We start from the raw sequence: 23,351 nt of genomic DNA, 5'->3' as shown, positions 1-23,351 counted from the left end.
GGGGGGGCCGGTGGGTGCGGGGGCCTGTGGGTCTGGGAGTGCAGAGGGCGGCCGGCCCGGCTGGATTACCCGCCGGGCCGGCCGCCCCTCGCGCTATCGGGCGTTGCGGACCGTGCCGGTGACCACCGGACCACCGTCCTGCGGCTCCCAGTTGTGGTCGTACGGGAACAGCTGTGCCTTCAGGGACTCGTCCGGTTCGCGCACGTTGTCCTTGATGGTGGGCACGTACATTTCCACGCTCGTCTTGCCCGCGGGCACCATGAGGAACAGCGACTCGCCGTCCGTCATCCTGGAGAGCGCCCGCCCCGGGCGGGGCTCCTGGCCGACCTCGTCCTTCACCCAGCGGGGGTCCACGTCGAGCGTGGACAGCTCGGCGCCGCGGTCGACCGGCAGGAAGGCGATCCCGGCCATGATGTCCACGTCGACGGGCTCCGCGAGCGTCATCCGCCACTTCAGCGGCTTGCCCTCGGTGACCCGGTCGGCGACGGGCTTCAGGGTGATCTTGGGCAGCGGGTCGTCGTTGCGTGCCGTCACGCCCCCGTGGTGGGAGCCGACCACGGCGCCGCGCACCGCCTTGACGAACGCGTCGTGCGCGACGTCGTAGCCGTAGCGGGTGTCACCCCGCACCTCGACCGGCACATCGATGTCGTGGCCGCCGGGGCGGACCGTCACCGTGCGGTGCGTGACCTCGTCCGAGCCGGGCTTCGGCACGAAGAGCCGTACCTTGCCGCTTCCCTCGCCCGAGACGTGCACCGGCACGCGGTAGGTACGGGTCCCGGAGTCGCCCTCGTCGACGGTCAGCCGGCCGATGTCCACACGGGGCAGGGAGGCCGGCTTGACCGCGGGCGTGCCGGGGCGCCAACCCCAGGCATCCATCAGCCAGGCCTTCCCCGAGCGGCTGCGCGGGGTGAGTTCCAGCGTCTTCACCCGCTTGAGGTCCAGCTTCTGTCTGGCCTGCGCGGTCAGCGGCACGCGGACCTCGCGGCCCCAGTAGGAGGCGGTCCGGCCGCTGCCCGGCAGCCCGTCGACGCGGGCGCCGCCGAGCTTGACGCGGTGGCCCGCGGTGTCGACGAGCGCGACGTCGAACCGGGTGCCGGTGGTGTTGGGCGGCACGATCACCCGCAGCGCCACGTCCTTGGCGCCCGCGAGGGACACCGGACGCGCGGGGCTCACCCGCAGCGGGGCACCCGCCCGCGTCCAGCGCATCGCCACCGCGTCACGGCCGGGTTCCGGCGAGGCCTCCCAGCCGGCGAAGTGCGGTGAGGCTCCCTTGGTGGTGGGCGGCAGACAGGCGCGGGCCGTGTCCGGGGCGACCTGGGCGCACAGCCGTCCGCCCCTGACCGTGGTCGAGGCGTCCGGCAGGAACGCCTCGGTGCGGCGCGCGCCGACGGCGTGGCTCAGGACGCGGGCGGGATCCGCCGAGGGCGCACGGCGGTTGGAACCGTCGAGGAGGGGGCGCGCCCGGTCGTCGCCCGCGACGAACAGCCGGGCCGCCGCGGCGATGTATGTGGCGCCCGCGGCCTGCTGCTGCTTGGCGGTCAGGCGGGTCCCCTTGCCCGGCGAGCACACGGGGTCGGACCCCTCTGACTGGAAGTCGTCGTCCGCGGGCGCCTTCGCCTGGCCGGGAGTCCACTCACTGTTGAAGAAGTTGTGGTTGGCGCCGACCATGTAGAGCGCGCTGTGCAGGGCGGTGCCGCCGCTGACGCGGCGCGTCCCGTCGACGTAGATCTCGCCCTGGAGGTCGGACACGTCTCCGTCGCAGCCGGGCAGGATCGTCGCGGACGGCACGTCGGGGACCGGGTTCTGTCCGAAGATGGTCGGGCCTATCAGGACGTTGCCGCGTATCTTCCAGCGCACCGGGCCGTGGTAGCCGTCCTGGTCGGCGGGCGGGGCGTAGAGGCTGTCGAGTGCGGCCCTGTTGACGCCCTCACCGCCGCGGGAGTGGCCGACCAGGAGCACCCGGTCCAGGTCCGCGGGCGCGATCTCGCGGACCGCCTTCGGAGCGGTGTCCCGCTGCTCGGCCCACTCCGCCCAGCGGGCGAGGTGCAGCCGCACCAGCGAGGAGCGGGCCTGCGCGCCGCCGTCCTCGGCGAGGTGGTCCTGGCCGTTGATGCCGTTGGCGGCTATGGACACGGTGACGTATCCCTGGGACGCGAGCAGCTTCTGGGCCCGCTTGTAGCCGTCCTGGCTCGGCACCGGTTTCGTGCCGGCCTTGCAGGGCCATCCGCCGCCCTCCGCGTCCTCGCCACCGCCGTAACAGGTGTAGTGACGGCCGTGCAGGAACAGGGCGAGCGGGCGCTTGCCCGGCGCGTCGGCGGGGCCGACCACGTGGGCCCGCATCTCCACGGGCTCCGGGAAGCCGGGCAGCCGCTCCGACTTGAGGGTGTACGCGCCGCTGACGGTGCGGTAGCTTCCCGCTTTGCCGGGGTCGATGTCATTGGCGGGAGGGAGGGCCGTGGGGGCCACGGGGCGCGGGGTGCTCGGCACGGCGCCGGATCCGGCCTCGTCCAGGCGGCGCCCGCCGGCCACGACCCGCAGCTTCTTCACCGCTCCGAGGCGCGCGCCGTTGAGCGGCAGCCGGAACGAACGGCGGTCCCGCGCGGCGTCGGGCCTGCCGAGGAGCCTGTCCCCGGAGTAGAACTCGACGCGGGCGTCTCCCATGGGGACCGGTTCCGGCGAGGCCCAGACCAGCTCCTTGCCGCCGCCGTCGCCCGCCAGGCTCCAGCCCTTCGGGAGATCCTGGCCGCCGCCGGGCGGGGCGGGCGACACGGGTGGTGGGGCGTCGGCGGACGGCAACGCGTGTACGGCTCCTGGGGACACGGCCGCGAGCGCGAGTAGCGCAAGCGCTGTGGTCGCCACTCTTGAGACACGTCTCAAAGTGGTCCTCCTCCTGATGACTCGTCACAGGACACACAAACGAACTCATGTGCCCCTCTTGCTTCTTCGAGGACGGCAACAGGCGGCTTCGCGTTGCCTCCCGGCACACACGGGCGGGAACCCTCCGTCCGGGCCGACGGGCGCTCCTGCCAGGATTCGGTCATGCACATCTACGAAGAGCGGCTGAGCGTGCCCCGCTCCTGGTGGGCCCTGGTGGCGCTGGGCGGAGCCGGACTCGCGGTCGGGGCCATTCCCTTCGGTCCGGTCGTGGCGGCGACCGTGGCAACACTCGGCATGGCGGTGGCCGGCGCGATCGTGCACGCGCACGGCAGGGTGCGCATCCTCGTGACGCCGGGCTCCCTCGTCGTCGGGAAGCGGACCATCCCGATCGAGGCGCTCGGCATGACGGAGATCCTCGACGAGCGGGAGGCCTTCGAGTGGCGCACGGTCAGGGCGAATCCGTACGCGATGCTGCTCCTGCGCTCCTACGTCCCCACCGCGCTGCGCATCGAGTTGCGGAATTCCTACGGTGGCGCGCCGTACATCTACGTCTCGACGCGCCGGCCGATGAACCTGGCGGCGGTGCTGGCCTTCTCGCGGAGCTGAGTCGACTTGCCCGAGCCTGCGCGTGCAGGGCCCGTTTTAACCCCGACTCAGCGATGGTTTCCGGTCGATGCAGGTGGTCGAAGGAAGAACCAAATTCTTGTTTGCGCAGGTCAGAGCCTAGTTAGCGTTTATACCAATGCCGTTCGTCCATATGCTGGACAGCCCTCGCGCGGCCGGTCCACCGCTCCTGAGCTGCCCGAACGCCCGTACGGGAACCGCCCACCGGACGGCCACATCCGGAAATCGACCATCCGTTTGGCACTCACTCTCCGCACCGGCAAGACTCCCCACCGCAGTCACAAACCGCATCGAGCGAAGGAGAGTCCACCATGCGTCGCACCCTCAGGATCGCGGGAGCAGCCGCCTCGGCGGCGGCCTGCGTCCTCGCCGCGACACCAGGCACCGCGCAGGCCGAGGCCCCCGGGCCGCAGAGCCTCTACGCGCCATCTGCCCTGGTGCTCACGGTCGGCCAGGGCGAGGACGCCAACTCCGCGGCGATCGAGCGCGCCGTGACGCTGATCTGCGCGCCGCGGCCCGCGGGAAGCCACCCGTCCCCGGCCGCCGCGTGTGCCGAACTCACGAGGGCTGACGGCGAGTTCGCCAACCTCGTGAACAAGAACACGTCCGACATCATCTGCACCAAGGAGTGGCGGCCTGTCACGGTGACCGCCAACGGCGTCTGGAACGGCAAGCGCGTCAGCTGGTCCGCCACCTTCTCCAACCGGTGCATGATGAAGGCTGGCCTGGGGGAGGGTGCCGTATTGAACTTCTGACGAGATCTGAACCCTGATCCACACTCAGGGGAGTCCCGGTGACCTTTCGTGGGGGAAGGCTGCTGGGACGCGGGGCGGCCCCCGGTGTCCTTCGACACCGGGGGCCGTAGTGTTCGCTCCCACCGGGCTCAGGACCCGCTGTGCGCCAACTCGTCGAGCCGCTTCAACACGCGGGCGCGCAGCAGCTCGTACTCCTCCCGGCACCGGCGTATCTCCGGCGGCCTCGCGGTGACGACGCCCTCGGTCACTCTCTCGTGCGGTGCGAACTGCTCGCGGGTGAGGTCGATCTCCAGCCCCGCGCCGAGGCGGTTCCACCAGTGGTAGTCGACCCGCACACCGTCGACGTGGACCTCGCCGAGCATGAGGTCGCCGCCCAACAGGTCGTTGAGGACGAGCGCGGTGACACCGCACTGGTCACGGGCGGGATTGTCCTCGGGCCACGGTGTCGTCGAGTCGGGCGGGCAGGTGTCCGCGCCCCAACTGCCGCGCACGGCCGTCTCGATGTCGCTCAGCAGAAGTGGTCTCATGGCGATCACCCTCGCACCCGCCACTGACAATCCCCCGGCCGCCGAGCCCCCGCACGGCTCAGGACGGGTCAGCGGCCCGCACGGCGCCGCCCTCGACCGCCTTCGCGATGGCTTCCCCGTCGTACCCCGCCGCGTCCAGCACATCCCGCGTGTCCGCCCCGGCGCCCCGCACCTCGGGCCGCACGCGCGCCGGGGTGCGGGACAGGGAGACGGGCGAGGCGAGGCCGCGGTAGTCACCGGTGTCGATGACCAGGCCGCGGTGGCGCACCTGGGGCGAGGTCAGCGCCTCGGCCACGTCGTGCACCGGGGAGGCCGGGACGCCGCGCGCGGTGAGCTGGGCGGCCAGTTCGGCGCGCGGCCGCTCGGTGATGGCCTCCTCCAGGGCGGCGCGCAGCTCCCGTTGATGGCGGACACGGTCCTGGTTGGTGCGGAAACGGGGGTCGTCCGCGAGCCCGGGGACCGCGAGCACCTCGGTGAGCGCAGCGAACTGCCGGTCGTTGCCGACCGCGATGAAGAGCGGCCCGTCGGCGGCGGTGAAGGAGTCGTAGGGGGCGATGCTGGGGTGCGCGGAACCGGTGCGCCGCGGCACGGTGCCGCCCGCGAGCCACGAGGCCGAGTGCGGGTGGAGCAGGCTGACCGCGGTGTCCAGAAGCGTGCAGTCGACGAGCTGGCCGAGGCCCGAACGGTGGCGTTCGTGCAGGGCGAGCAGGATGCCGGAGAAGGCGAGGATGCCGGTGACCTGGTCGACGACCGGGACGCCCACGCGCAGCGGCGGCCCGTCCGGCTCGCCGTTGACGCTCATCAGGCCGCCGTACGCCTGGAGTACGGCGTCGTAGCCGGGCTGCCCGCCGAGCGGGCCGTCGGTCCCGAAGCCGGTGACGCGGCAGTGGATGAGGGCGGGGAAGCGGCGGCGCAGTTCGTCGTCGGCGTAGCCCCACTTGGCGAGGGTGCCCGCCTTGAAGTTCTCGACGAGGACGTCGGTGTCGCCCAGGAGGGTGTCGAGGATGTCGCGCCCCTCGGGCACGGACAGGTCGACGACGATGTTCCTCTTGGCGCGGTTGAGGTTCTGGTAGTACGCGGAGGTGTCCGGCGCGACGAACGGCGGCCCCCAGCCCCGGGTCTCGTCACCGGCAGGGGGTTCGACCTTGATGACGTCGGCGCCGTGGTCGGCGAGCAGCTGCGCGCAGTAGGGGCCGGCGAGGACCCGGGACAGATCCAGCACCTTGAGCCCGGCGAGGGCCCCCTCGGTCGCGGCCGGCGGGGTGGGCGGATTCGTCATCAGCGGGTTCGTCATCAGCAGGACCTCGGCAGACCCAGCGCGTGGCATTCGGATATCCGTGAGGCTAGGAGCCCCTTGATCACCTGGTCAAGAGCCGACCGCGCGCCCGGCGGGGCCTCGCGCGGGCCCGCGCGGTCAACCGGGAACTGGAACTCCAACGCTCCTTCGGGAAAGGATCGTTGGGTCGGCGACCGGCCATGTGGTCGTGGGGGCGCCGCCCGGAACGGCAGTGGCATGTGCCACCCGGTCACCGCACGGGCCCGCCCATGACGCATGATCGTGGCAGAGAGCCATCCGCACCACTGGATTCGTTCCCCCAGAGAGGACCTCCCCATGGAAGACCGCTTCGACGTCGTCGTGCTCGGAGCAGGACCCGGCGGCTATGTGGCCGCCATTCGCGCCGCCCAGCTGGGCAAGCGAGTAGCGGTCGTCGAGGAGAAGTACTGGGGCGGTGTCTGCCTCAACGTGGGCTGCATCCCGACGAAGGCGCTGCTGCGCAACGCCGAGCTGGCCCATCTCTTCACGCACGAGCAGAAGACGTACGGCATCAAGGTCGACGGACAGGTGTCCTTCGACTACGGCGAGGCGTTCAGCCGCAGCCGCACGGTCGCGGACGGCCGCGTCAAGGGCGTCCACTTCCTGATGAAGAAGAACGGCATCACGGAGTTCGACGGCCGGGGCACGTTCCTGGACGCCAACACTCTTCAGGTGGCGAAGTCCGACGGCACCACCGCCACGATCGGCTTCGAGAACTGCATCATCGCGACCGGCGCCACGCCCCGGCTGCTGCCCGGCACCAGCCGCAGCGAGTGCGTGGTGACGTACGAGGAGCAGATCCTCGCCGACTCGCTGCCGGAGTCCATCGTGATCGCGGGCGCGGGCGCGATCGGCATCGAGTTCGCCTACGTCCTGCACAACTACGGTGTGAAGGTCACGATCGTCGAGTTCCTGGACCGCGTCGCGCCGCTGGAGGACGCGGAGGTGTCCAAGGAGCTGGCGAAGCAGTACCGCAAGCTCGGCATCGACGTCCTCACCTCGACCCGCGTGGAGTCGATCGACGAGTCGGGCGAGCGGGTGAAGGTGACCGTCACGGGCAAGGACGGCAAGCAGCAGACGCTGGAGGCGGACAAGGTCCTTCAGGCCATCGGTTTCGCGCCGAACGTCACCGGATTCGGCCTGGAGGCGACGGGCGTGGCGCTCACCGAGCGTGGCGCGATCGACGTCGACGGCCGCTGCCGCACGAACGTCCCGCACATCTACGCCATCGGTGACGTGACGGCGAAGCTGATGCTGGCGCACACCGCCGAGGCCATGGGCGTGGTCGCTGCGGAGACCCTCGCGGACGCCGAGACGATGGAACTCGACTACCCGATGATCCCGCGCGCCACCTACTCGCAGCCGCAGATCGCGAGCTTCGGCTGGACGGAGGCGCAGGCCAAGGAGAAGGGCTTCGACGTCAAGGTCGCCAAGTTCCCGTTCCAGGCGAACGGCAAGGCGCACGGCCTCGGCGACACCGTCGGCTTCGTCAAGATCATCAGTGATGCCCGGTACGGCGAGATCATCGGCGCCCACCTGATCGGCCCCGACGTGACCGAGCTGCTTCCCGAACTCACCCTGGCCCAGCAGTGGGACCTCACCGTCCACGAGGTGGCGCGCAATGTGCACGCCCACCCGACGCTGGGCGAGGCCGTCAAGGAAGCGGTGCACGGCCTGGCCGGGCACATGATCAACTTCTGACGGCCGCCGGGCCGCCCCGCCGCGCCACGAGTGACCGGAATCCGGTGGTTCGAGTGGCGGGGCCGCCCGGTCCGTCCGATGCTGGGCGGAACACGACTGTGATGCCTCGGGGGCGAGGAGAGGCAGTAGCCGATGTTCTCTGGTCTGGGCCGATTCGTGGTTCGGCGCCCCTGGTGGATCATCCTGGCGTGGGTGGTGGTGGCCGGCGCGGTGATCTCGCTGGCGCCGAAACTCACCTCCAGCAGCGACGAGGCGAGCTTCCTTCCCGACCACTACGAGTCCATTCGCGCCGCCGATGTGCAGGAGAAGGACTTCCCGAAGCAGCGGAACATCGGCGCCATCATCGTCTTCGAGCGCTCCGACGGTGAGAAGCTGACGGCCGCCGACTCCGCCGACGTCGGCCGGATCTCCAAGGATCTCCAGGCGAAGAGGATCCCGGACGTACAGGCCGTCGTGCCCGGTGAGGTCTCGCCCAACAAGCTCGTGCAGACGTCGGTCGTCGCGATGCCGAAGATCACCAACCCCGAGGACACCTCGCAGCAGGACGCGGTGAAACAGCTGCGGTCGGATCTGGGGCCGGAGTTGAAGGGCACGGACCTGTCGGCCGGCATCACCGGTTCCGCGGCCCAGGCGCTCGACGAGAGCGACGCCTCCGAGCGGGCGGGCCTGCTCGTCGGGGTCGGCACGATAGTGATCATCATCGCGTTGCTCCTGGTCATCTTCCGCAGCCCCATCATCGCGCTGCTGCCCGTCGTCCTGATCGGCCTGATCTCGCCGATGGCCACCGGGTTGATCGCCTATGCCAACAAGGCGTTCGACATGAAGGCGGACTCCTCCATCCAGGAGCTGCTGACCGTCGTCCTGTTCGGTGTGGGCACGGACTACATCCTGTTCCTGCTCTTCCGCTACCGGGAGGCGCTGCGGGCGGGCGAGGATCCCAAGAGCGGCATGGTGCACGCCGTCGAGCGGGTCGGCGAGGCCATCACATCGGCGGCGGGCGCCGTCATCGTCGCCTTCGCGGCGCTCACGCTCTCCTCGCTCGGCATGCTGCGCTCGATGGGTCCGGCGCTCGCCATCGCGGTGTTCGTGACGCTGCTGGCCGGCCTCACGCTCGTACCCGCCGTGGTGTCCCTCCTCGGCACGAGGGTGTTCTGGCCGTCGAAGTCCTGGCAGCGGGAGCCGCACGGCACCGGTTTCGCCCGGCTCGGCGCGTCCATCGCGCGCAAGCCCGCGGTGTGGGCGATCGTCTCGGCCGTGTTCATGGGCGCCCTGACGCTCGGCGCGCTCGGCTACAAGGCCAACTTCGACCTCGCCGGGTCCTCGCTGCCCGAGGACAAGGAGTCCATGGTCGCCATGGCGAACCTCGAAAGGGGGTTCCCCGCGGGCACCACGGATCCGACGTCCGTCTACCTCTCCTCGTCGGACGACGGGCCGGTCACCGAGCGGCAGGCCGCCGCCTTCCGCGAGCGGCTCGCCGACGTCCGGGGCGTGGGCGAGGTGGCGGCGCCGCGGCTGAGCCCGGACCGTACGACGGCCTCGTACTCGGTGGTGCTCTCGGACCCGCCGGCGTCCGACAGGGCCCTGTCCACCGTCAAGGACCGGCTGCGGCCCGCCGCCCACGAGGCCGCGCCGGACGGCTCGCGGGCACTGGTCGGCGGCATGACGGCGGTGTACGTCGACATCAACAAGGCGGTGGACCGCGACTATTCGGTGGTCTTCCCGGTGGCGGCGATCGCCATCATGGTGATCCTCGCGCTGCTGCTGCGCTCGCTGGTGGCGCCGTGGTACCTGATGCTGTCGGTCGCCCTCGGCTTCGGCGCTACGCTCGGCGCGACCTCCCTCATCTTCCAACAGCTGGGCAGCCAGCCGGGGTTGATGTTCATGCTGCCGGTCATCATGTACTTGTTCGTGGTCGCGCTCGGCACGGACTACAACATCCTCATGGTGTCCCGCCTTCGCGAAGAGGCCCGTGAGGGGCGCGCACCGCACGACGCCGCGGGCACGGCGGTGCGGCACTCGGGTCCGACCATCGGCTCGGCGGGCGTGATCCTCGCGGGCACGTTCGCGACCCTGATGCTGGCGGGGAACTCGACGCTCTCCCAGATGGGTTTCTCGCTCTCCTTCGGCATCGTCATCGCCGCGTTCATCATGGCGACGGTCTTCACCCCCGCGCTGACGGCACTGATCGGACACGCGGCGTGGTGGCCGGGGCACGGCGACGAGAAGCGGAACGGGGGCGGGACTCCCCCGCCCCCGGACGTGGACGGCGAGCGGGCGGGGGACGCGACGCGGACGCGGTGAGCGCCCCCCGCCGCCTTCCCAGCCAGCCAATTTGCGTCTCGGGGAAATCTGTGGACCCATCCGAGTCTTACCTTCCCCATTCTTTGCTCACACTTTCTGCCGGAATGCAAACGGCTTACTGAATTCCTTCGCCTCCTGCTTGTCCACATATCGAGGGTGAATGTCAAATTCACCCAGGGGTGGCGCAAAAAGGTACGAGCAAGGCTGCGACCTGCCCTTATTAGGTGCTAACGTTTTCCTTCGTCCCGAGCCCAGGCCGACTTCTCCGCGTCGCGCAGCTCGGATTGCACGACTTATCCCATCCGGAATGGACGCCGATCCTCCGTGTCTGCTCCCGCTTCCGGAGGAATGTTTCCACGCCTCGCTCTGGAGTTCTTTCATGTCTGTCGACAGCTCGCCTGTCACCGCCCACGCACCGGCGGACGCCCCCGGCGCGACCGGGAATCCCGGCAGGGGCCGCCACCTCGGGCTCGCCCTGTTCGTCATCGCCGCCGCGCAGCTGATGGTCGTCCTCGACGGCACGATCACCAACATCGCCCTGCCCAGCATCCAGACCGCCCTCGGCGTGACCGACGCCAACCTGGCGTGGATCGTCAACTCCTACGCACTGGCCTTCGGCGGGCTGCTGCTGCTCGGCGGCCGGGCGGGAGACCTCTTCGGGCGGCGGCGGATGTTCCAGGTGGGCATCGCCCTGTTCACCCTCGCCTCCCTCCTCGGCGGCCTCGCCCCCAACGAGGGCCTGCTGATCGCCGCGCGCGTCCTCCAGGGCGTCGGCGCAGCCGTCGCGGCCCCCAGCGCGCTGTCCCTGATCGCCACGACGTTCCCCGAGGGCAAGCCGCGCAACAAGGCGATGGGGGTCTACGCCGCCATGGCCGGCATCGGCGCCACCGTCGGTCTGCTCCTCGGCGGCGTCCTGACCGACGCCCTGGACTGGCGGTGGGTGTTCTTCGTGAACATCCCCATCGGCCTGGCCGTCCTCGCCGGGACCAGGACACTCGTGGAGGCCGAGCGCCACCCGGGGCGCCTGGACCTCCCCGGCACCCTCACCGGAACCGGCGGCCTGATCGCCCTGGTGTACGGCATCACGCGCGGCGGCGAGCACGGCTGGACCGACAGTGTCACGCTCGGCTGCTTCGTCGTCGCCGCCGTACTGCTCGGCGCCTTCCTGCTCGTCCAGAGCCGCACCGCGCACCCGCTGATGCCGCTGCGCCTCTTCAAGGACCGCAACCGCGCCGGTTCCTACGCCACGATGCTCTTCATCGGCGCCGGCATGATGGCCACCTTCTACTTCCTGACCCTCTACATGCAGCTGATCCTCGGCTACAGCGCGGTCAAGACGGGCTTCGCCAATCTGCCGTTCAGCCTCGGCATGGGCGTCGCCGCGGCCGTCAGCGCCAAGCTGGTGACCCGCCTGGCCCCCCGTGTCATCGCCGGGCCCGGCCTGCTCGTCGCCGCCGCGGGCATGTTCTGGTTCGCCACGCTCACCCCCGACTCGTCGTACGCCGGGCATCTGATGCCGGCGATGTTCGTGACCGCGCTCGGCCTCGGCATGAGCTTCGTACCCATGACGCTGGGCGCGGTGAGCGGGGTCGGCGACCAGGAGACGGGCATCGCCTCCGCGCTCCTGAACACCGCGCAGCAGATCGGCGGCGCCCTCGGCCTCGCCGTCCTGTCGACCATCTCCACCTCGGCGGCCGACGAGCGGCTTCCGGCGGCGGCCGCCTCGTTCTACCGGGGCGTCGCCACCAAGGACCACGGCCTGGTGGCCGAGGCGGCCGACGCGCTGACCCACGGCTACACCCTCGCCTTCGTCGGCGCGGGCGTGATGTTCCTGGCCGGTCTCGCCGTGACCGCGCTCGCCATCAACGCCACGAAGCAGCGGTCGGCCGAGGGCGCGGCGCCCGTCCACCTGGGCTGAGCGCCGTGGGCGGGCGGCTTCCCAGGCCGCCTCTCACCAGGAACTCGACGCCACCGCTCGATAGCATGCTGGGGGCAGCCGATGTAGAGAACGCGCCGTCCGCTCCGACGTCCCCTGTGAGAGTCGCCCACGAGGGGTGACGGCGCAGCCGAGGAGCGAGTCATGAAGTATCTGGTGATGGTCCAGGGCTCACAGGCCGACTACGACGCGATGGCGGGCAAGCCCTCCGAGCACAGCCCGGCCTGGAGCGAGCAGGAACTTCAGGCGATGTTCGCGTTCATGACCGAGGTCAGCAACGACCTCGCCGAATCCGGGGAGCTGATCGACGCGCAGGGCCTGACGGAACCGGCGCGGGCCCGGTTCGTCAGCGCGGGCGAGGACGGCCGCCCGGTGATCACGGACGGCCCCTACGGCGAGACGAAGGAGGTCCTCGCCGGGTACTGGCTCGTCGACTGCGAGAGCCTGGAGCGGGTCACCGAGATCGCCGCGCGCATCACGCGGTGTCCCGGCCCCGAGGGCCTGGTCGAGCCGCCCGTCGTGATCCGGCCCGTACAGGACGCGGGAGGCGCGTGCTGAGACGTACGACCGAGGTCGAGGACCTGCTGCGCCGGCACGCGCCGCAGGTCCTCGGCGCGCTCGTACGCCGGTACGGACACTTCGACACCGCCGAGGACGCCGTGCAGGAAGCGCTGCTCGCGGCGGCGCGGCAGTGGCCGGACCAGGGCCTGCCGGACAATCCGCGGGGCTGGCTGATCCGGGTGGCCTCGCGGCGGCTCGTGGACCAGCTGCGCGCGGACGCGGCACGGCGGCGGCGCGAGGAGGACGCGGCGCTGCTCACACCCCGCGACGCGCTCACCGCGGCCCCGCCGGGCGAGAGCCGCGCCCCCTCGGACGACGACACGCTCACCCTGCTCTTCCTGTGCTGCCACCCGGCGCTGAGCCCGGCCGGACAGGTCGCCCTCACCCTGCGTGCCGTCGGCGGTCTGACCACGGCGGAGATCGCCCGCGCGCACATGGTGCCGGAGGCGACCATGGCGCAGCGGATCAGCAGGGCGAAGGGGAAGGTCAGGGGTACGCCGTTCCGGCAGCCGGGCCCCCAGGACCGCGACGTGCGGCTCGGCGTGGTCCTCCAGGTGCTGTATCTGATCTTCAACGAGGGCTATGCGGCGACGTCCGGCGATGCCCTGCACCGCGCGGACCTCGCGCGGGAGGCGATCCGGCTGACGCGTTCCGTGCGGCGCCTGCTCCCCCGCGAGGGCGCGGTGACGGGGCTGCTGGCGCTGATGCTGCTCACCGAGGCGCGCAGCGCCGCGAGGACCGGTCCGCACGGCGAGCTGATCCCGCTGGACGAGCAGGACCGCGCCCGCTGGGACCGGCGGGCGATCGCCGAAGGTAGCGCGCTCGTGGAGGAGGCGCTCTCCCAAGGACCGCCGGGCGCCTATCAGTTGCAGGCGGCGATCGCCGCGCTGCACGACGAGGCACCGCGCGCGGACGCCACCGACTGGCCGCAGATCCTCGCCCTGTACGACGTTCTCGTCCGCCGCGCCCCCGAGCCCATGGCCGAACTGGGGCGCGCGGTGGCGTACGCGATGGTCCACGGGCCGAGGGCCGGGCTCGGTGAACTCACCGCTTTGGAAGGCCCGTTGAAGGGGCACTACCGCCTCGATGCCGTACGGGCCCATCTGCTGGAGAAGGCGGGTGACACCGAAGGGGCACTCGCCGCCTACCGGTCGGCGGCCAGGGGCACCCTCAGCCGGCCGGAGGCCCGCTACCTTCAGACGCGCGCCGCCAGACTACTGCCCTGAGCCGGGAGCGGGCCGAGCGGCGCGCAGTGCTCGGCCACGGTGTCGGCGAAGGCGCGGGCCAGCGGACTGAGCGCGTCCCAGCGGCGTACCGCCCAGCCGACCGACAGCGGCGGCAGCTCCGGGACCGGGACCATACGCAGCCCGGCGGGAGCGCGGCCCCGCCAGCCGGGCAGCGCGGGCACGACGGCCTGGCCGAGGCCCAGCTCCGCGAGCAGCAGTGCCGTGTCCCAGTCGGCGACGCTGGTGCCCGTCGGCAGGACCACGCCCAACTCGTCGAGGTGGGCGTCCAGTTGAGCGCGGGACGTCGAGTTCACCGGCGGTGTGATGAGCTGCCCTGCGGCCAGGTCGGCGGGTTCGACGCGCGGCCGGTCGGCGAGCGGGTCGTCGGCGCGGACCGCGAGGACCCAGGGCAGGGCCACGACGGGCCGCTGCTCGATGCCGCGCACGGGCTCCCCGAGGGTGATCCAGGCGAGGTCGAGGTCGGCGGCGGCGAGCGCGTCGAAGCACCCGCTGCTGGAACTCACGGTCTGGAACTCCAGGCTGACGCGGGGGTACCGGCCCCGGAAGTCCACGACGGCCTCGGCCATGAAGTGCCGCACGGTGGTGGCGCCGGTGGTGATCCGCACCGTGCCGCCGTCGCCCCGGGCCTGCTCCCGCAGGCGCCGTACCGCCAGGTCGATGCCGCCGATGCCCTCGGCCGCCGCCGCGCGCAGGACGCGCCCGGCCGCGGTGGGCACGACGCCCCGGGCGTGCCGTTCCAGGAGGCTCACGCCCAGCTCCTTTTCCAGACGTTTGACGTGCTGGCTCACCGCCGATTGCGTACAGGTGAGGTCGCGGGCCACCGCGCTGAGGCTGCCCGCGCGGCACACGGCCACGAAGACTCGGAGATCGTCGAAGGTCACAAGGGGTGAAGGTATCCCTTGGGGAGATGCAAGGAAACCCGAGGATTGACTTGGGTTTTCACCATGACCCAAGATCGTTCACGGCCCGGGCGGCGACCCGGAGACGGGCGCCGACCCGGGGTCCGGACGACCCCGGGGGCGGGCCGCGGCCCTGTGGGAAAGGTGACGTGTGGAAGCGCTCGAGATGGCGGCCGTCGGGGCCGCGGGTGTCGCGGCCGGCGGGATCAACGCGGTGGTGGGGTCCGGCACGCTCATCACCTTCCCCACCCTGCTGGCGTTCGGCTTCCCGCCGGTGCTCGCCAACGTGTCGAACAACCTCGGCCTGGTGCCGGGCACCGTGAGCGCCGCGTACGGCTACCGCCGTGAGATGAAGGGGCAGTTGGGGCGCCTGGTGCGGTTCGGTACGGCCTCCCTCATCGGTGGCCTCATCGGCGCGCTGCTTCTTCTGACGCTGCCCGACGACGCCTTCCAGGCGGTGGTGCCGGTGCTGATCCTCGCCGCCTGCGTTCTGGTGGTGTTGCAGCCGTGGCTCAACCGGCGGCTCAAGGAGCGCGAGAATCCGGGGAGACGGGACGGCGGCGCTCCGATGTGGTGCGGCGTCCTCGCCGCCGGCGTCTACGGCGGCTACTTCGGCGCGGCCCAAGGCGTGCTGCTCATGGGCTTGTTCGGTGCCTTCATCCTGGACGACCTGCAACGCCTGAACGCCGCGAAGAACGTCCTCGCCTCGATCGTCAACGGAGTCGCCGCCATCGTCTTCATCGCGGTCGCGGACGTCGACTGGACGGCGGCCGGGCTGATCGCCGCGGGCTCGACGGTCGGCGGGCTCGTCGGGGCGCGCTACGGCCGCCGCCTGCCGCCGGTCGCGCTGCGCGGCTTCATCGTCGTCGTCGGCGTCACGGCCTCGGTGATCATGATCGTGAGCTGAGCCCGGGCCCGGAAGGGACGGGGGCAGCGCGTTGCGCGGCTCACACCCCCACCCCTCCCACGTGGGCACATCACTCAATGGTTTATCATTGAACATGAGGTGGTCCCGACCGTGATTCCCCCGTCCGGTCGGGGCCACTTCCCCTTGGCGCCGCCGCTTGCGCTGTTTTCACGCCTTCGTGGGCGAATATGCCAACCGCACCGCGTCACCCCCGCCCGGGCGGCATCATGCGTCCATGGACGGTGCCAAGCCTGTGCAGGTCTTGTTCACGCCCGAGGAGTACGCCGCGGTCCTGCTCCACGCGGACCGGCTCGGGATGCCGGTGGCGGAGTTCATACGCCGCGCGGTGACCGTCCGCACCGAGGAGGAGCACCCCGACGCCTGCCGGACCCCCGAGGCCCGGCGCGGGGCGAGCGTGCCACCCGTGCAGCGGGACCTCGGAACGGGCAGGAAACCCGCGCTCCAGCGGTTCCTCGACACCCTCGCCGCCTCGGCCGAGCCCAAGGAGTGAGCGCGCGGGGCAGGGCGTGACGCCCGCGGGTCAGGGCAGCGCGATGTCCGGCTGGTAGAGGTCCAGCCAGAGCGCGAGATCCAGGGTGCGCTCCAGGTCGCTCCGCGAGGCCTGGGTGATCTGCGGCGCCTCCCGCTCGGCGGCCCGGGCCGCCCGCTCCCGGTCGACCAGCTCGAAGACCGGGTGGCCGGGCCGGGCGAGGAGATCCTTGACGTGCCCTTGCAGGGCCACCGCGTACTTGGGGTCCTGCGTGGAGGGGTACGGGCTCTTCACACGGTCGTAGACGGACCGGGGCAGCACATCGGCGGTCGCCTCGCGCAGCAGGCTCTTCTCCCTGCCGTCGAAGGACTTCAGCGCCCAGGGCGTGTTGTACACGTACTCGACGAGGCGGTGGTCGCAGAACGGGACGCGCACTTCCAGCCCGACGGCCATGCTCGCGCGGTCCTTGCGGTCCAGCAGGACGCGGACGAAGCGGGTCAGATGCAGATACGAGATCTTGCGCATCCGGTACTCGAAGTCGCTCTCGCCGTCCAGGCGCCGAATGCCGTCGACGGCCGCCGCGTACCCGTCCTTGACGTACGCGGGGAGGTCGAGCGCCGCGGTGAGGTCGGGGCGCAGCACACCGGAGTCGTCACCGAAGTGGTCGGCGAACCGCACCAGCCAGGGGAACGTGTCGGCCGTGCGCGCCCGCTCGTCGAAGAACTGGAGATAGCCGCCGAAGACTTCATCCGCCGACTCCCCGGAGAGCGCGACCGTGGAGTGCTCCCGGATGGCGCGGAAGAGGAGGAAGAGGGAGGCGTCCATGTCACCGAAGCCGATGGGGATGTCCCGGGCGCGGATCATCTTCGCGCGCACCTCGGGGTCGGCCAGGGCGTGCGAGTCCAGGACGATGTCGCGGTGCTCGGTACCCGCCGACTTCGCCACGTCGTGCACGAAGGGCGTGTCGGGTGTGCCGCGCAGCTCGTCCGCGACGAAGTTGTCGGTCTGGCCGACGAAGTCGACGGCGAAGCTCCGTACGGTCTCGCCCGTCTCCGCCAGCCGGCGCGCGGCGAGCGCCGTCAGCGCCGAGGAGTCCAGACCGCCGGAGAGCAGTGTGCAGCGCGGCACGTCCGAGACGAGCTGGCGGCGCACGATGTCCTCCAGCAGCTCGCGCACCTTTCCGATCGTCGTGTCGCGGTCGTCGGTGTGCGGCCTCGTCTCCAGTGACCAGTAGACGTGATGGCGCAGCCCCGAGCGGCCGACGGTCACGACGGTGCCGGGCTCGACCTCGCGCATGCCGTCCCAGACGGCGTGGCCGGGCGTCTTGACGACGGTGAACAGCTCGCGCAGCCCGTCCATGCCGACGCGGCGGCGGGCCAGGGGGTTGGCGAGGATCGCCTTGGGCTCGGAGCCGAACAGGACGCCGTCCGGTGTCTCGTAGTAGTAGAAGGGCTTGATGCCCATGCGGTCGCGGATCATGACGAGCTTGTCGTGCCGGGCGTCCCAGATCGCGAAGGCGTACATGCCGTTGAGCCGCTCGGCGAGCGCCTCGCCCCACTCCAGATAGCCGTGCAGGACGACCTCGGTGTCGGAGTCGGTGGTGAACCGGTGGCCGCGGCCCGCGAGTTCGCGCCGCAGCTCGGAGAAGTTGTAGGTCTCCCCCGAGTAGACGAGGGCGACGGTGCCGTTCGGCGTCTCGACCGTCATCGGCTGGCGCCCGCCGGGCAGATCGATGATCGCGAGCCGGCGGTGTCCGAGCCCGGCGGGGCCGCCGGTCCACGTGCCGCGGTCGTCGGGGCCGCGGCAGGACATCGTCTCCGTCATGGCGTCCAACGTGGTGGACTCGGCCGTGAGGTCACGGTCGAAGGAGACCCAGCCGGTGATGCCGCACATGTGATTCCTCCCGCTCGCAAATTAGATGTATCTAGCACCTATAGCGGAAATCGTGCGCCTTCGAGGGCCTACGGTCAACATCCCGGACGCTCGGGGAGCACCAGCACCCCCGCGTTTTCGGCCGTACTTTGCCAAGGCCAGGGGGCGCCCGAGGGGCGGACTCGGCCCGCCGCCCCGCCGAAGAGGGCCGCCGGAGATCACGTAAGGAAACATTCCGGCCACGGGCAAAGACTTGTCCACGATCCGCCCGGCGCACCTGTCGGCAAGGTTCAGCGGGCGTGGATGCTCGCACTCACTCCGGAGTCAGGAAGGCCTGCACCGCGGGCGCGTACCGCTCGGTGATCTCGGCGATGGTCGCGGCGCGCAGCCGCGGGCCGCGGGCGATGCCGTACATCACACCGAGACCGATCAGCATGCCCACCGCCAGTTCGGCCCGCAGTCCCGCGTCGGGTCCCGCCAGGCGCCCGCTCAGCCGCTCGGCCACCTGGGCGCGGAAGTTGGCGCGCAGGACGTCACCCCGCTCTCCGTGGAGAGGGGCGAAGACGATGCGCAGGATGGGGTCGGCGCCGCGCTCGGCCTGGCCGGTCAGCAGATGGTGGACCATGTGGCGGCCGAGATCGGCGAGGGGCGCGTCGAGGAACGCCTCCGCGTCCGCCTCGAATGACATGACGTGCGCGAACAGGGCGTCCTTGTTGCCGAAGTACTTCAGCACGAGCGGCGCGCTCACCCCGGCGCGGTCGGCCACCGCCTTGAGGGTGATGTCGCCGTGGGCGTGCCGCGCGAGGAGGTATCTCGCGGCGCGGGTGATGGCACCCTTGGTCGCTTCGGCGTCCCTGCGCGAGGCGGCCGGAACGGAGGGCTGGGTGAGGTGCCTTCTTCCCACGGTCGCATTCCTTCCACGGTCGCCCTTCCGGCCGGCGCCGCCGCGCCGAGGCACGGGCATCGCCGGATATCGGGACGGACTCCGTGAAGCCCCCGCCGACATGAGGTGAATGGAAATTCACAATAGCGGTTGAATAAGTATTCACCAGTAGGAAGCGGCTGGGAAGCGGCATGTGCCCGAGCCCCATGCCGGGCACACCCTCATGCGCACGGCCGTCAAGTGACCGTAAGGGACGAGGGGTTACCGGGCGCCGGTTCGCTCTCGAACTGCTTCGGTCATACTGCCGCCCATGAACCGACTCCGCATCGGCCTCGTCGGCACCGGCCCCTGGGCCACCGCCACCCACGCCCCGGCCCTCGCCGCGCACCCGGACATCGACTTCAGCGGCGTGTGGGGCCGCCGCCCGGAGGCCGCGGCCACGCTCGCCGCCGCGCACGGGACAGCGGCGTACGCGGACGTGGACGAACTGTTCGCCGCCAGCGACGCGGTGGCGTTCGCGGTGCCACCGGACGTCCAGGCGGCGCTGGCGACGCGGGCCGCGGCGGCGGGCTGCCATCTGCTCCTCGACAAGCCCGTGGCGACGACGCCGGAGGCCGCGCTCCGACTGGCGCGGGCGGCCGAGCGGGCCCAGGTGGCGTCCGTGGTCTTCTTCACACTGCGGTTCGCCGAGGCCAGCTCGGCCTGGCTGGCCGAACAGGAGAACACGGGCGGCTGGTTCACCGGCCGCGCCGACTGGTACGGCTCCTTCTACACCGCGGACGGGAGCGCCGCGTTCCCCTCACCGTGGCGGGCGAGCCGCGGCGGCCTGTGGGACGTGGGCCCGCACGCCCTGTCGGTGCTTCTGCCGGTCCTCGGTGATGTGAGCGACGTGACGGCGGCGGCCGGGCCCGGGGACACGGTCCACTTGATCCTGCGGCACTTGGGCGGCGCCTCCAGCACGGCGGCGCTGAGCCTGACGGCGCCGGTGGAGTGCGCGGGGCTGGCCGTGGAGTTGCGCGGCGAGAGCGGCGTCGCGGTGCTGCCCCCGTGGGAGGGGGCCGAGGAGGCGTTCCCCACCGCCGTGGACGAACTCGTCACGGCCGCGCGCACCGGCACGGCACACCCTTGCGATGTCCGGTTCGGGCTGCGGGTCACGGAGATCCTGGCGTGGGCACAGGAGCGGCTCCCCGCCGGGTGAGTGCACGGGGACAACCACGGGCGGTCGGTACCGTGGCCGCTACGTAATGGCGAGTGACGGCACCGACCGCAGCCGGTGGACCCACGAAACCGATCCGGGAAGAAGCTGCGCGCGGTCCCGCTCTGCCCTGTTTCCCACCACACGGATCGGAATACGAACAGTCGTCCCACACGCTTCCCGCAACGGCCCGATAGGCCTAGGGGGTACCCGATGCCGGGGAATTTCAGCCATTCTCAAGCTCCCCGGACAAGATGCCCCACAGTTGTGCCCACGCACTCGCCGACGATCAAACCTGCTGGTCGGCGAGGTCGCGCACTCCATGATGCCGCAGCGGCTGATCGTTTTCTTCGGGCAATGTTTACTACCAAAGAAGTTGTGAATATTTAGACTGATCACGCTCCAACTCAGCGTGTACCAAGGGGATTACCCACCATGAACAAGACGGCGCTCCGCGCTCTGCTCCGCGAACGACGCGCCCTCATTGCCCCCGAATCGCATGGCTTCTCCCGGCCCAGCGGTCAGGGGCGGCGGGCTCCCGGCCTCTCGCAGCACCAGGTCGACCAGTTGCTGCACCGCACCTTCGGGACGTATCACCGGCTGGAATCCGGCAATTACCCCAATCCGCCGGCGTCCCTGCTGCGCGACGTGGCGCGTCTCTTCGGGCTCAACGAGCAGGAGTGGGTGTCGCTGTGCCGGTACGCGCTGTTGCAGGATCCGCCGGGTCCGCTCCACCCCTCCTCGGGCAAGGAGATACCGGGCGTCTGGCAGGAGGCGGTCGAGAGCATCACGCACATGGCGTACGTCACTGACGCGTCCTGGGAGCTGCTCGCCCACAACGAACCGTTCGCGGCGATGTTCCCCGACCGGCGGGTGCCGACCAACACGATGCGGTGGATGCTGCTCGAACCCGACGGCCGCGAGCAGCTCACCGACTGGCGCGATTCCTGGGTCCCCATGGTGCTGCCGCAACTGCGTGCCGCCCTGGTCGCCCGGCCGGACGACGAGATTCTGCGCGCCATCGAGAAGGAGGTGATCGCGGATCCCGAACTCTCCCACCTCTACGACATCGACGGGGCGCTGATCCACCCCGACGGTCACGAGCGTCCGCTGCGGCACGCCGTCCACGGCCTCGGCTGGGTGTCGATCTGCGCGGCACAGCCCATGACCGCCCCGGGCTCGCGTCTGTTCATCCTCATCTATCACCCCGGAATGGAGCGAAGGCACTCGCGCGCCCCGATGCTGCGAGCCATGTGAGGCCTGGGCCCTCACTCCCACGCGAGGGGGGGGCATTCATCGCGCCGTCAAGTACGTTATCGGCACCCCCCGCACCCGATCTGCACCGTGGGAGTGCCTCATGCCAGCTTTCGTGTCCGTCCCCAGAACTGTCCTCGGTGCTCACAAGGTCACCACGGACGAGATCGCCGATGACATACGTGCCCATCACCACGACCACCCCAGGCTGAACGCGATCCTCCGTGTCGTGAACAACTGCGGGGTGCGCACCCGCCACTTCACGCGGCCGCTGGCCTCCCCCACCGTCTCCGGGACGGCCGATGTCCAGGACCGGACCGAGGCCGCGTTCCACGACGCCGTCGACATGTCGGAACAGGCTGCCCAGGAGGCCCTGTGGGCGGCCGGGCTGGCACCGCACGACATCGACGCCATCGTCACCACCCACGCCACCGGCTGGGCCGTCCCCAACCTCGATGTCCACCTCGTCGACCGCCTCGGCCTGAGACCGACGGTGCGCCGCGTCGCCCTGACGACCGTGGCGTGCGCGGGCGGCGTCCAGGCGTTGATCCGTGCCGTGGACCTCGTCACCGCGCGGCCCGGGAGCAAAGTACTGGTCGTCGCGGCCGAGGTGCTCTCGACCTCTTACAACCACACCGCCGACACCATCGAATCGATGATCTACAAGACCCTGTTCGCGGACGCGGCCGCGGCGACCGTGGTCACCGACGCACCCTCGGGGCCCGGCCTTGTCATCGACGACACGTTCGAGTACGCCCTGCCGGGCAGTCTCGACCGCTATCGCGGGCGGCTCGACCCGCATGGCATGCACTTCGACTCCACAAAGCAGGCCCCCGGCACGGTCGCCGCCACCCTCCCTCCCCTGCTGGACTGGCTGGGAGACCACTCCGTGGACTTCGCGGTCATCCACCCGGGCAGCCTGCGCATCATCACCGGCGCCGCCGACGCTCTCGGCCTCGCACCGGTCGACACCCAGCACTCGGTGGACACCTTGTCGGACGAGGGCAACATGGGAGGCGTCAGTGTCTTCCGCGTCCTGGAGCGCACCCATGCGGCCCCGCCCGCGGACGGGGCGAACGGTGTCGCCCTGGCGTTCGGTCCCGGCTTCATCACCGCCGCCCTCCGCTGCCGCTGGCAGTCCTGACCCCGTCCGCGCGCACCTAATTCGGTTGCCACCCCCTGCCGCCCCTGTTGGAGTGACCGCATGGATCACGCAGCGGTACTGGCCGCATACGACCGCCAGATCAGGCAGGACGCACGGAGCCAAGGGCACGGTCCGGCCGTCGAACGGGTCGGTGGTGTTGTCCGGCAGACCGGCTCGGAGAGTGACTGGAACGGCGTCCTGTGGGCGGACATCGACGCGACGACGGCGGACGCGGTCATCGCGGAGCAGGTGCGCCACTACACCGACGCGGGACGCGAGTTCGAGTGGAAGCTGCATTCCCACGACCGCCCCGCCGATCTGGCCGACCGGCTCCGCGCGGCGGGTTTCGTGGCCGACCCGCAGGAGACCGTGATGGTCGCCCAGGCCGAGAAGCTGCCCGCGGCACCGGAGTTGCCCGAAGGCATCCGGTTGGTCCCCGTGACGGACGCGGCGGGCGTCGACCTCATGGCCCAGGCGCACCTGGCGGCCTTCGGCGAGGGCGACGCCGCGCTGAGCGAACACCTCGCCAAGCGGGTGCTCACCCAGCTGACCGAGACGCCGGACGAGATCGTCGCGGTCGTCGCCATGGCCGGGGAGCGGCCGGTGTGCGGTGCCCGGATGGAGTTCTGCCCGGGCACCGATTTCGCGGGGCTCTGGGGCGGCGGCACCGACCCCCGGTGGCGCGGCAAGGGCATCTACCGCGCGACGGTGGCCTACCGCGCCCGCATCGCGGCCGAGCGCGGCTACCGCTACCTCCAGGTCGACGCCTCCGACGACAGCCGCCCGATCCTGGACCGGCTCGGCTTCTCGACGCTGTGCACGACGACTCCGTACGTGTACGAGCCCTGAGGCGGCGCTGGGTC

The 23,351-nt window shown here is 71.0% G+C and carries 19 protein-coding genes; 13 read left to right on the top strand and 6 right to left on the bottom strand.

Translation table 11 applies throughout. The features are described 5' to 3' along the window. Positions 1-93: 93 nt before the first annotated feature. Positions 94-2,877: an alpha/beta hydrolase family protein gene (locus tag IG54_RS0104530; RefSeq protein WP_030777555.1), complete on the bottom strand. Its 2,784-nt coding sequence runs from the start codon at positions 2,875-2,877 to the stop codon at positions 94-96. Between the two features lie 162 nt (positions 2,878-3,039). On the opposite strand from IG54_RS0104530, the gene IG54_RS0104525 reads away from it, so the two are divergent. Both IG54_RS0104525 and IG54_RS0104520 read left to right on the top strand, forming a co-directional pair. Beyond that, positions 3,040-3,483, top strand: a complete 444-nt coding sequence (locus tag IG54_RS0104525; RefSeq protein WP_030777553.1) for a DUF3093 domain-containing protein — start codon at positions 3,040-3,042, stop codon at positions 3,481-3,483. 329 nt (positions 3,484-3,812) lie between these two features. Next, on the top strand, positions 3,813-4,256 hold the full coding sequence (locus IG54_RS0104520; protein WP_030777551.1) for a subtilase-type protease inhibitor: 444 nt from the start codon (positions 3,813-3,815) through the stop codon (positions 4,254-4,256). A gap of 128 nt (positions 4,257-4,384) precedes the next feature. Here the strand turns inward: IG54_RS0104520 and IG54_RS0104515 are convergent, their stop codons facing one another. Together IG54_RS0104515 and IG54_RS0104510 are read right to left on the bottom strand one after the other, a co-directional pair. Further along, positions 4,385-4,783, bottom strand: coding sequence for a YunG family protein (locus IG54_RS0104515; RefSeq protein ID WP_030777549.1), 399 nt, complete (start codon positions 4,781-4,783; stop codon positions 4,385-4,387). Between the two features lie 58 nt (positions 4,784-4,841). Next, positions 4,842-6,077, bottom strand: coding sequence for a CaiB/BaiF CoA transferase family protein (locus IG54_RS0104510; protein WP_234335959.1), 1,236 nt, complete (start codon positions 6,075-6,077; stop codon positions 4,842-4,844). 318 nt (positions 6,078-6,395) lie between these two features. Between IG54_RS0104510 and lpdA the strand changes: the two genes are divergently transcribed. The 5 genes from lpdA to IG54_RS0104485 all read left to right on the top strand — a co-directional run bounded on the left by lpdA (position 6,396) and on the right by IG54_RS0104485 (position 13,823). Continuing rightward, positions 6,396-7,799, top strand: coding sequence for a dihydrolipoyl dehydrogenase (gene lpdA / locus IG54_RS0104505; protein ID WP_030777544.1), 1,404 nt, complete (start codon positions 6,396-6,398; stop codon positions 7,797-7,799). Positions 7,800-7,931: 132 nt separating this feature from the next. Beyond that, positions 7,932-10,100: an MMPL family transporter gene (locus tag IG54_RS0104500; RefSeq protein ID WP_030777542.1), complete on the top strand. Its 2,169-nt coding sequence runs from the start codon at positions 7,932-7,934 to the stop codon at positions 10,098-10,100. 379 nt (positions 10,101-10,479) lie between these two features. After that, positions 10,480-12,018, top strand: coding sequence for a DHA2 family efflux MFS transporter permease subunit (locus IG54_RS0104495; protein ID WP_030777540.1), 1,539 nt, complete (start codon positions 10,480-10,482; stop codon positions 12,016-12,018). 162 nt (positions 12,019-12,180) lie between these two features. Beyond that, positions 12,181-12,594, top strand: coding sequence for a YciI family protein (locus IG54_RS0104490; RefSeq protein ID WP_030777538.1), 414 nt, complete (start codon positions 12,181-12,183; stop codon positions 12,592-12,594). Then, a complete protein-coding gene (locus IG54_RS0104485) occupies positions 12,588-13,823 on the top strand; it encodes an RNA polymerase sigma factor (RefSeq protein WP_030777535.1) in 1,236 nt (411 codons plus the stop codon). The genes IG54_RS0104490 and IG54_RS0104485 overlap by 7 nt, the downstream gene beginning before the upstream one ends. Here IG54_RS0104485 and IG54_RS0104480 read toward each other — a convergent pair. Then, a complete protein-coding gene (locus IG54_RS0104480) occupies positions 13,793-14,725 on the bottom strand; it encodes a LysR family transcriptional regulator (protein WP_030777534.1) in 933 nt (310 codons plus the stop codon). The genes IG54_RS0104485 and IG54_RS0104480 overlap by 31 nt on opposite strands. 169 nt (positions 14,726-14,894) lie before the next feature. Between IG54_RS0104480 and IG54_RS0104475 the strand changes: the two genes are divergently transcribed. Then, the gene (locus IG54_RS0104475; protein WP_030777531.1) at positions 14,895-15,650 is read left to right on the top strand and encodes a sulfite exporter TauE/SafE family protein; all 756 of its coding nucleotides are present in this window, start codon (positions 14,895-14,897) and stop codon (positions 15,648-15,650) included. Between the two features lie 235 nt (positions 15,651-15,885). Continuing rightward, a complete protein-coding gene (locus tag IG54_RS0104470) occupies positions 15,886-16,161 on the top strand; it encodes a hypothetical protein (protein WP_158708815.1) in 276 nt (91 codons plus the stop codon). A 30-nt stretch (positions 16,162-16,191) separates the two neighbouring features. On the opposite strand, the gene asnB is transcribed toward IG54_RS0104470, so the two are convergent. Together asnB and IG54_RS0104460 are read right to left on the bottom strand one after the other, a co-directional pair. Further along, on the bottom strand, positions 16,192-18,033 hold the full coding sequence (gene asnB, locus IG54_RS0104465; RefSeq protein WP_030777526.1) for an asparagine synthase (glutamine-hydrolyzing): 1,842 nt from the start codon (positions 18,031-18,033) through the stop codon (positions 16,192-16,194). A gap of 292 nt (positions 18,034-18,325) precedes the next feature. Then, positions 18,326-18,916, bottom strand: coding sequence for a TetR/AcrR family transcriptional regulator (locus IG54_RS0104460; RefSeq protein WP_030777524.1), 591 nt, complete (start codon positions 18,914-18,916; stop codon positions 18,326-18,328). 289 nt (positions 18,917-19,205) lie between these two features. Between IG54_RS0104460 and IG54_RS0104455 the strand changes: the two genes are divergently transcribed. The 4 genes from IG54_RS0104455 to IG54_RS0104440 all read left to right on the top strand — a co-directional run bounded on the left by IG54_RS0104455 (position 19,206) and on the right by IG54_RS0104440 (position 23,337). After that, positions 19,206-20,093, top strand: coding sequence for a Gfo/Idh/MocA family protein (locus IG54_RS0104455; protein ID WP_030777521.1), 888 nt, complete (start codon positions 19,206-19,208; stop codon positions 20,091-20,093). 432 nt (positions 20,094-20,525) lie between these two features. Continuing rightward, positions 20,526-21,347 (top strand): helix-turn-helix domain-containing protein, encoded by an 822-nt coding sequence (locus IG54_RS0104450; protein ID WP_030777519.1) that lies wholly within the window; start codon positions 20,526-20,528, stop codon positions 21,345-21,347. A gap of 100 nt (positions 21,348-21,447) precedes the next feature. Then, entirely contained in the window at positions 21,448-22,488 is a 1,041-nt protein-coding gene (locus tag IG54_RS0104445) for a polyketide synthase (RefSeq protein ID WP_030777516.1), read from the top strand. 60 nt (positions 22,489-22,548) lie between these two features. Beyond that, positions 22,549-23,337 (top strand): GNAT family N-acetyltransferase, encoded by a 789-nt coding sequence (locus tag IG54_RS0104440; protein ID WP_030777514.1) that lies wholly within the window; start codon positions 22,549-22,551, stop codon positions 23,335-23,337. Positions 23,338-23,351: the final 14 nt, after the last annotated feature.

Source organism: Streptomyces sp. NRRL S-920 (assembly GCF_000717945.1).
Classification (GTDB): Bacteria; Actinomycetota; Actinomycetes; order Streptomycetales; family Streptomycetaceae; genus Streptomyces; species Streptomyces alboniger.
The sequence above is the reverse complement of the archived record's forward strand: the minus strand, read 5'-3'. Positions and strand labels throughout refer to the sequence as shown.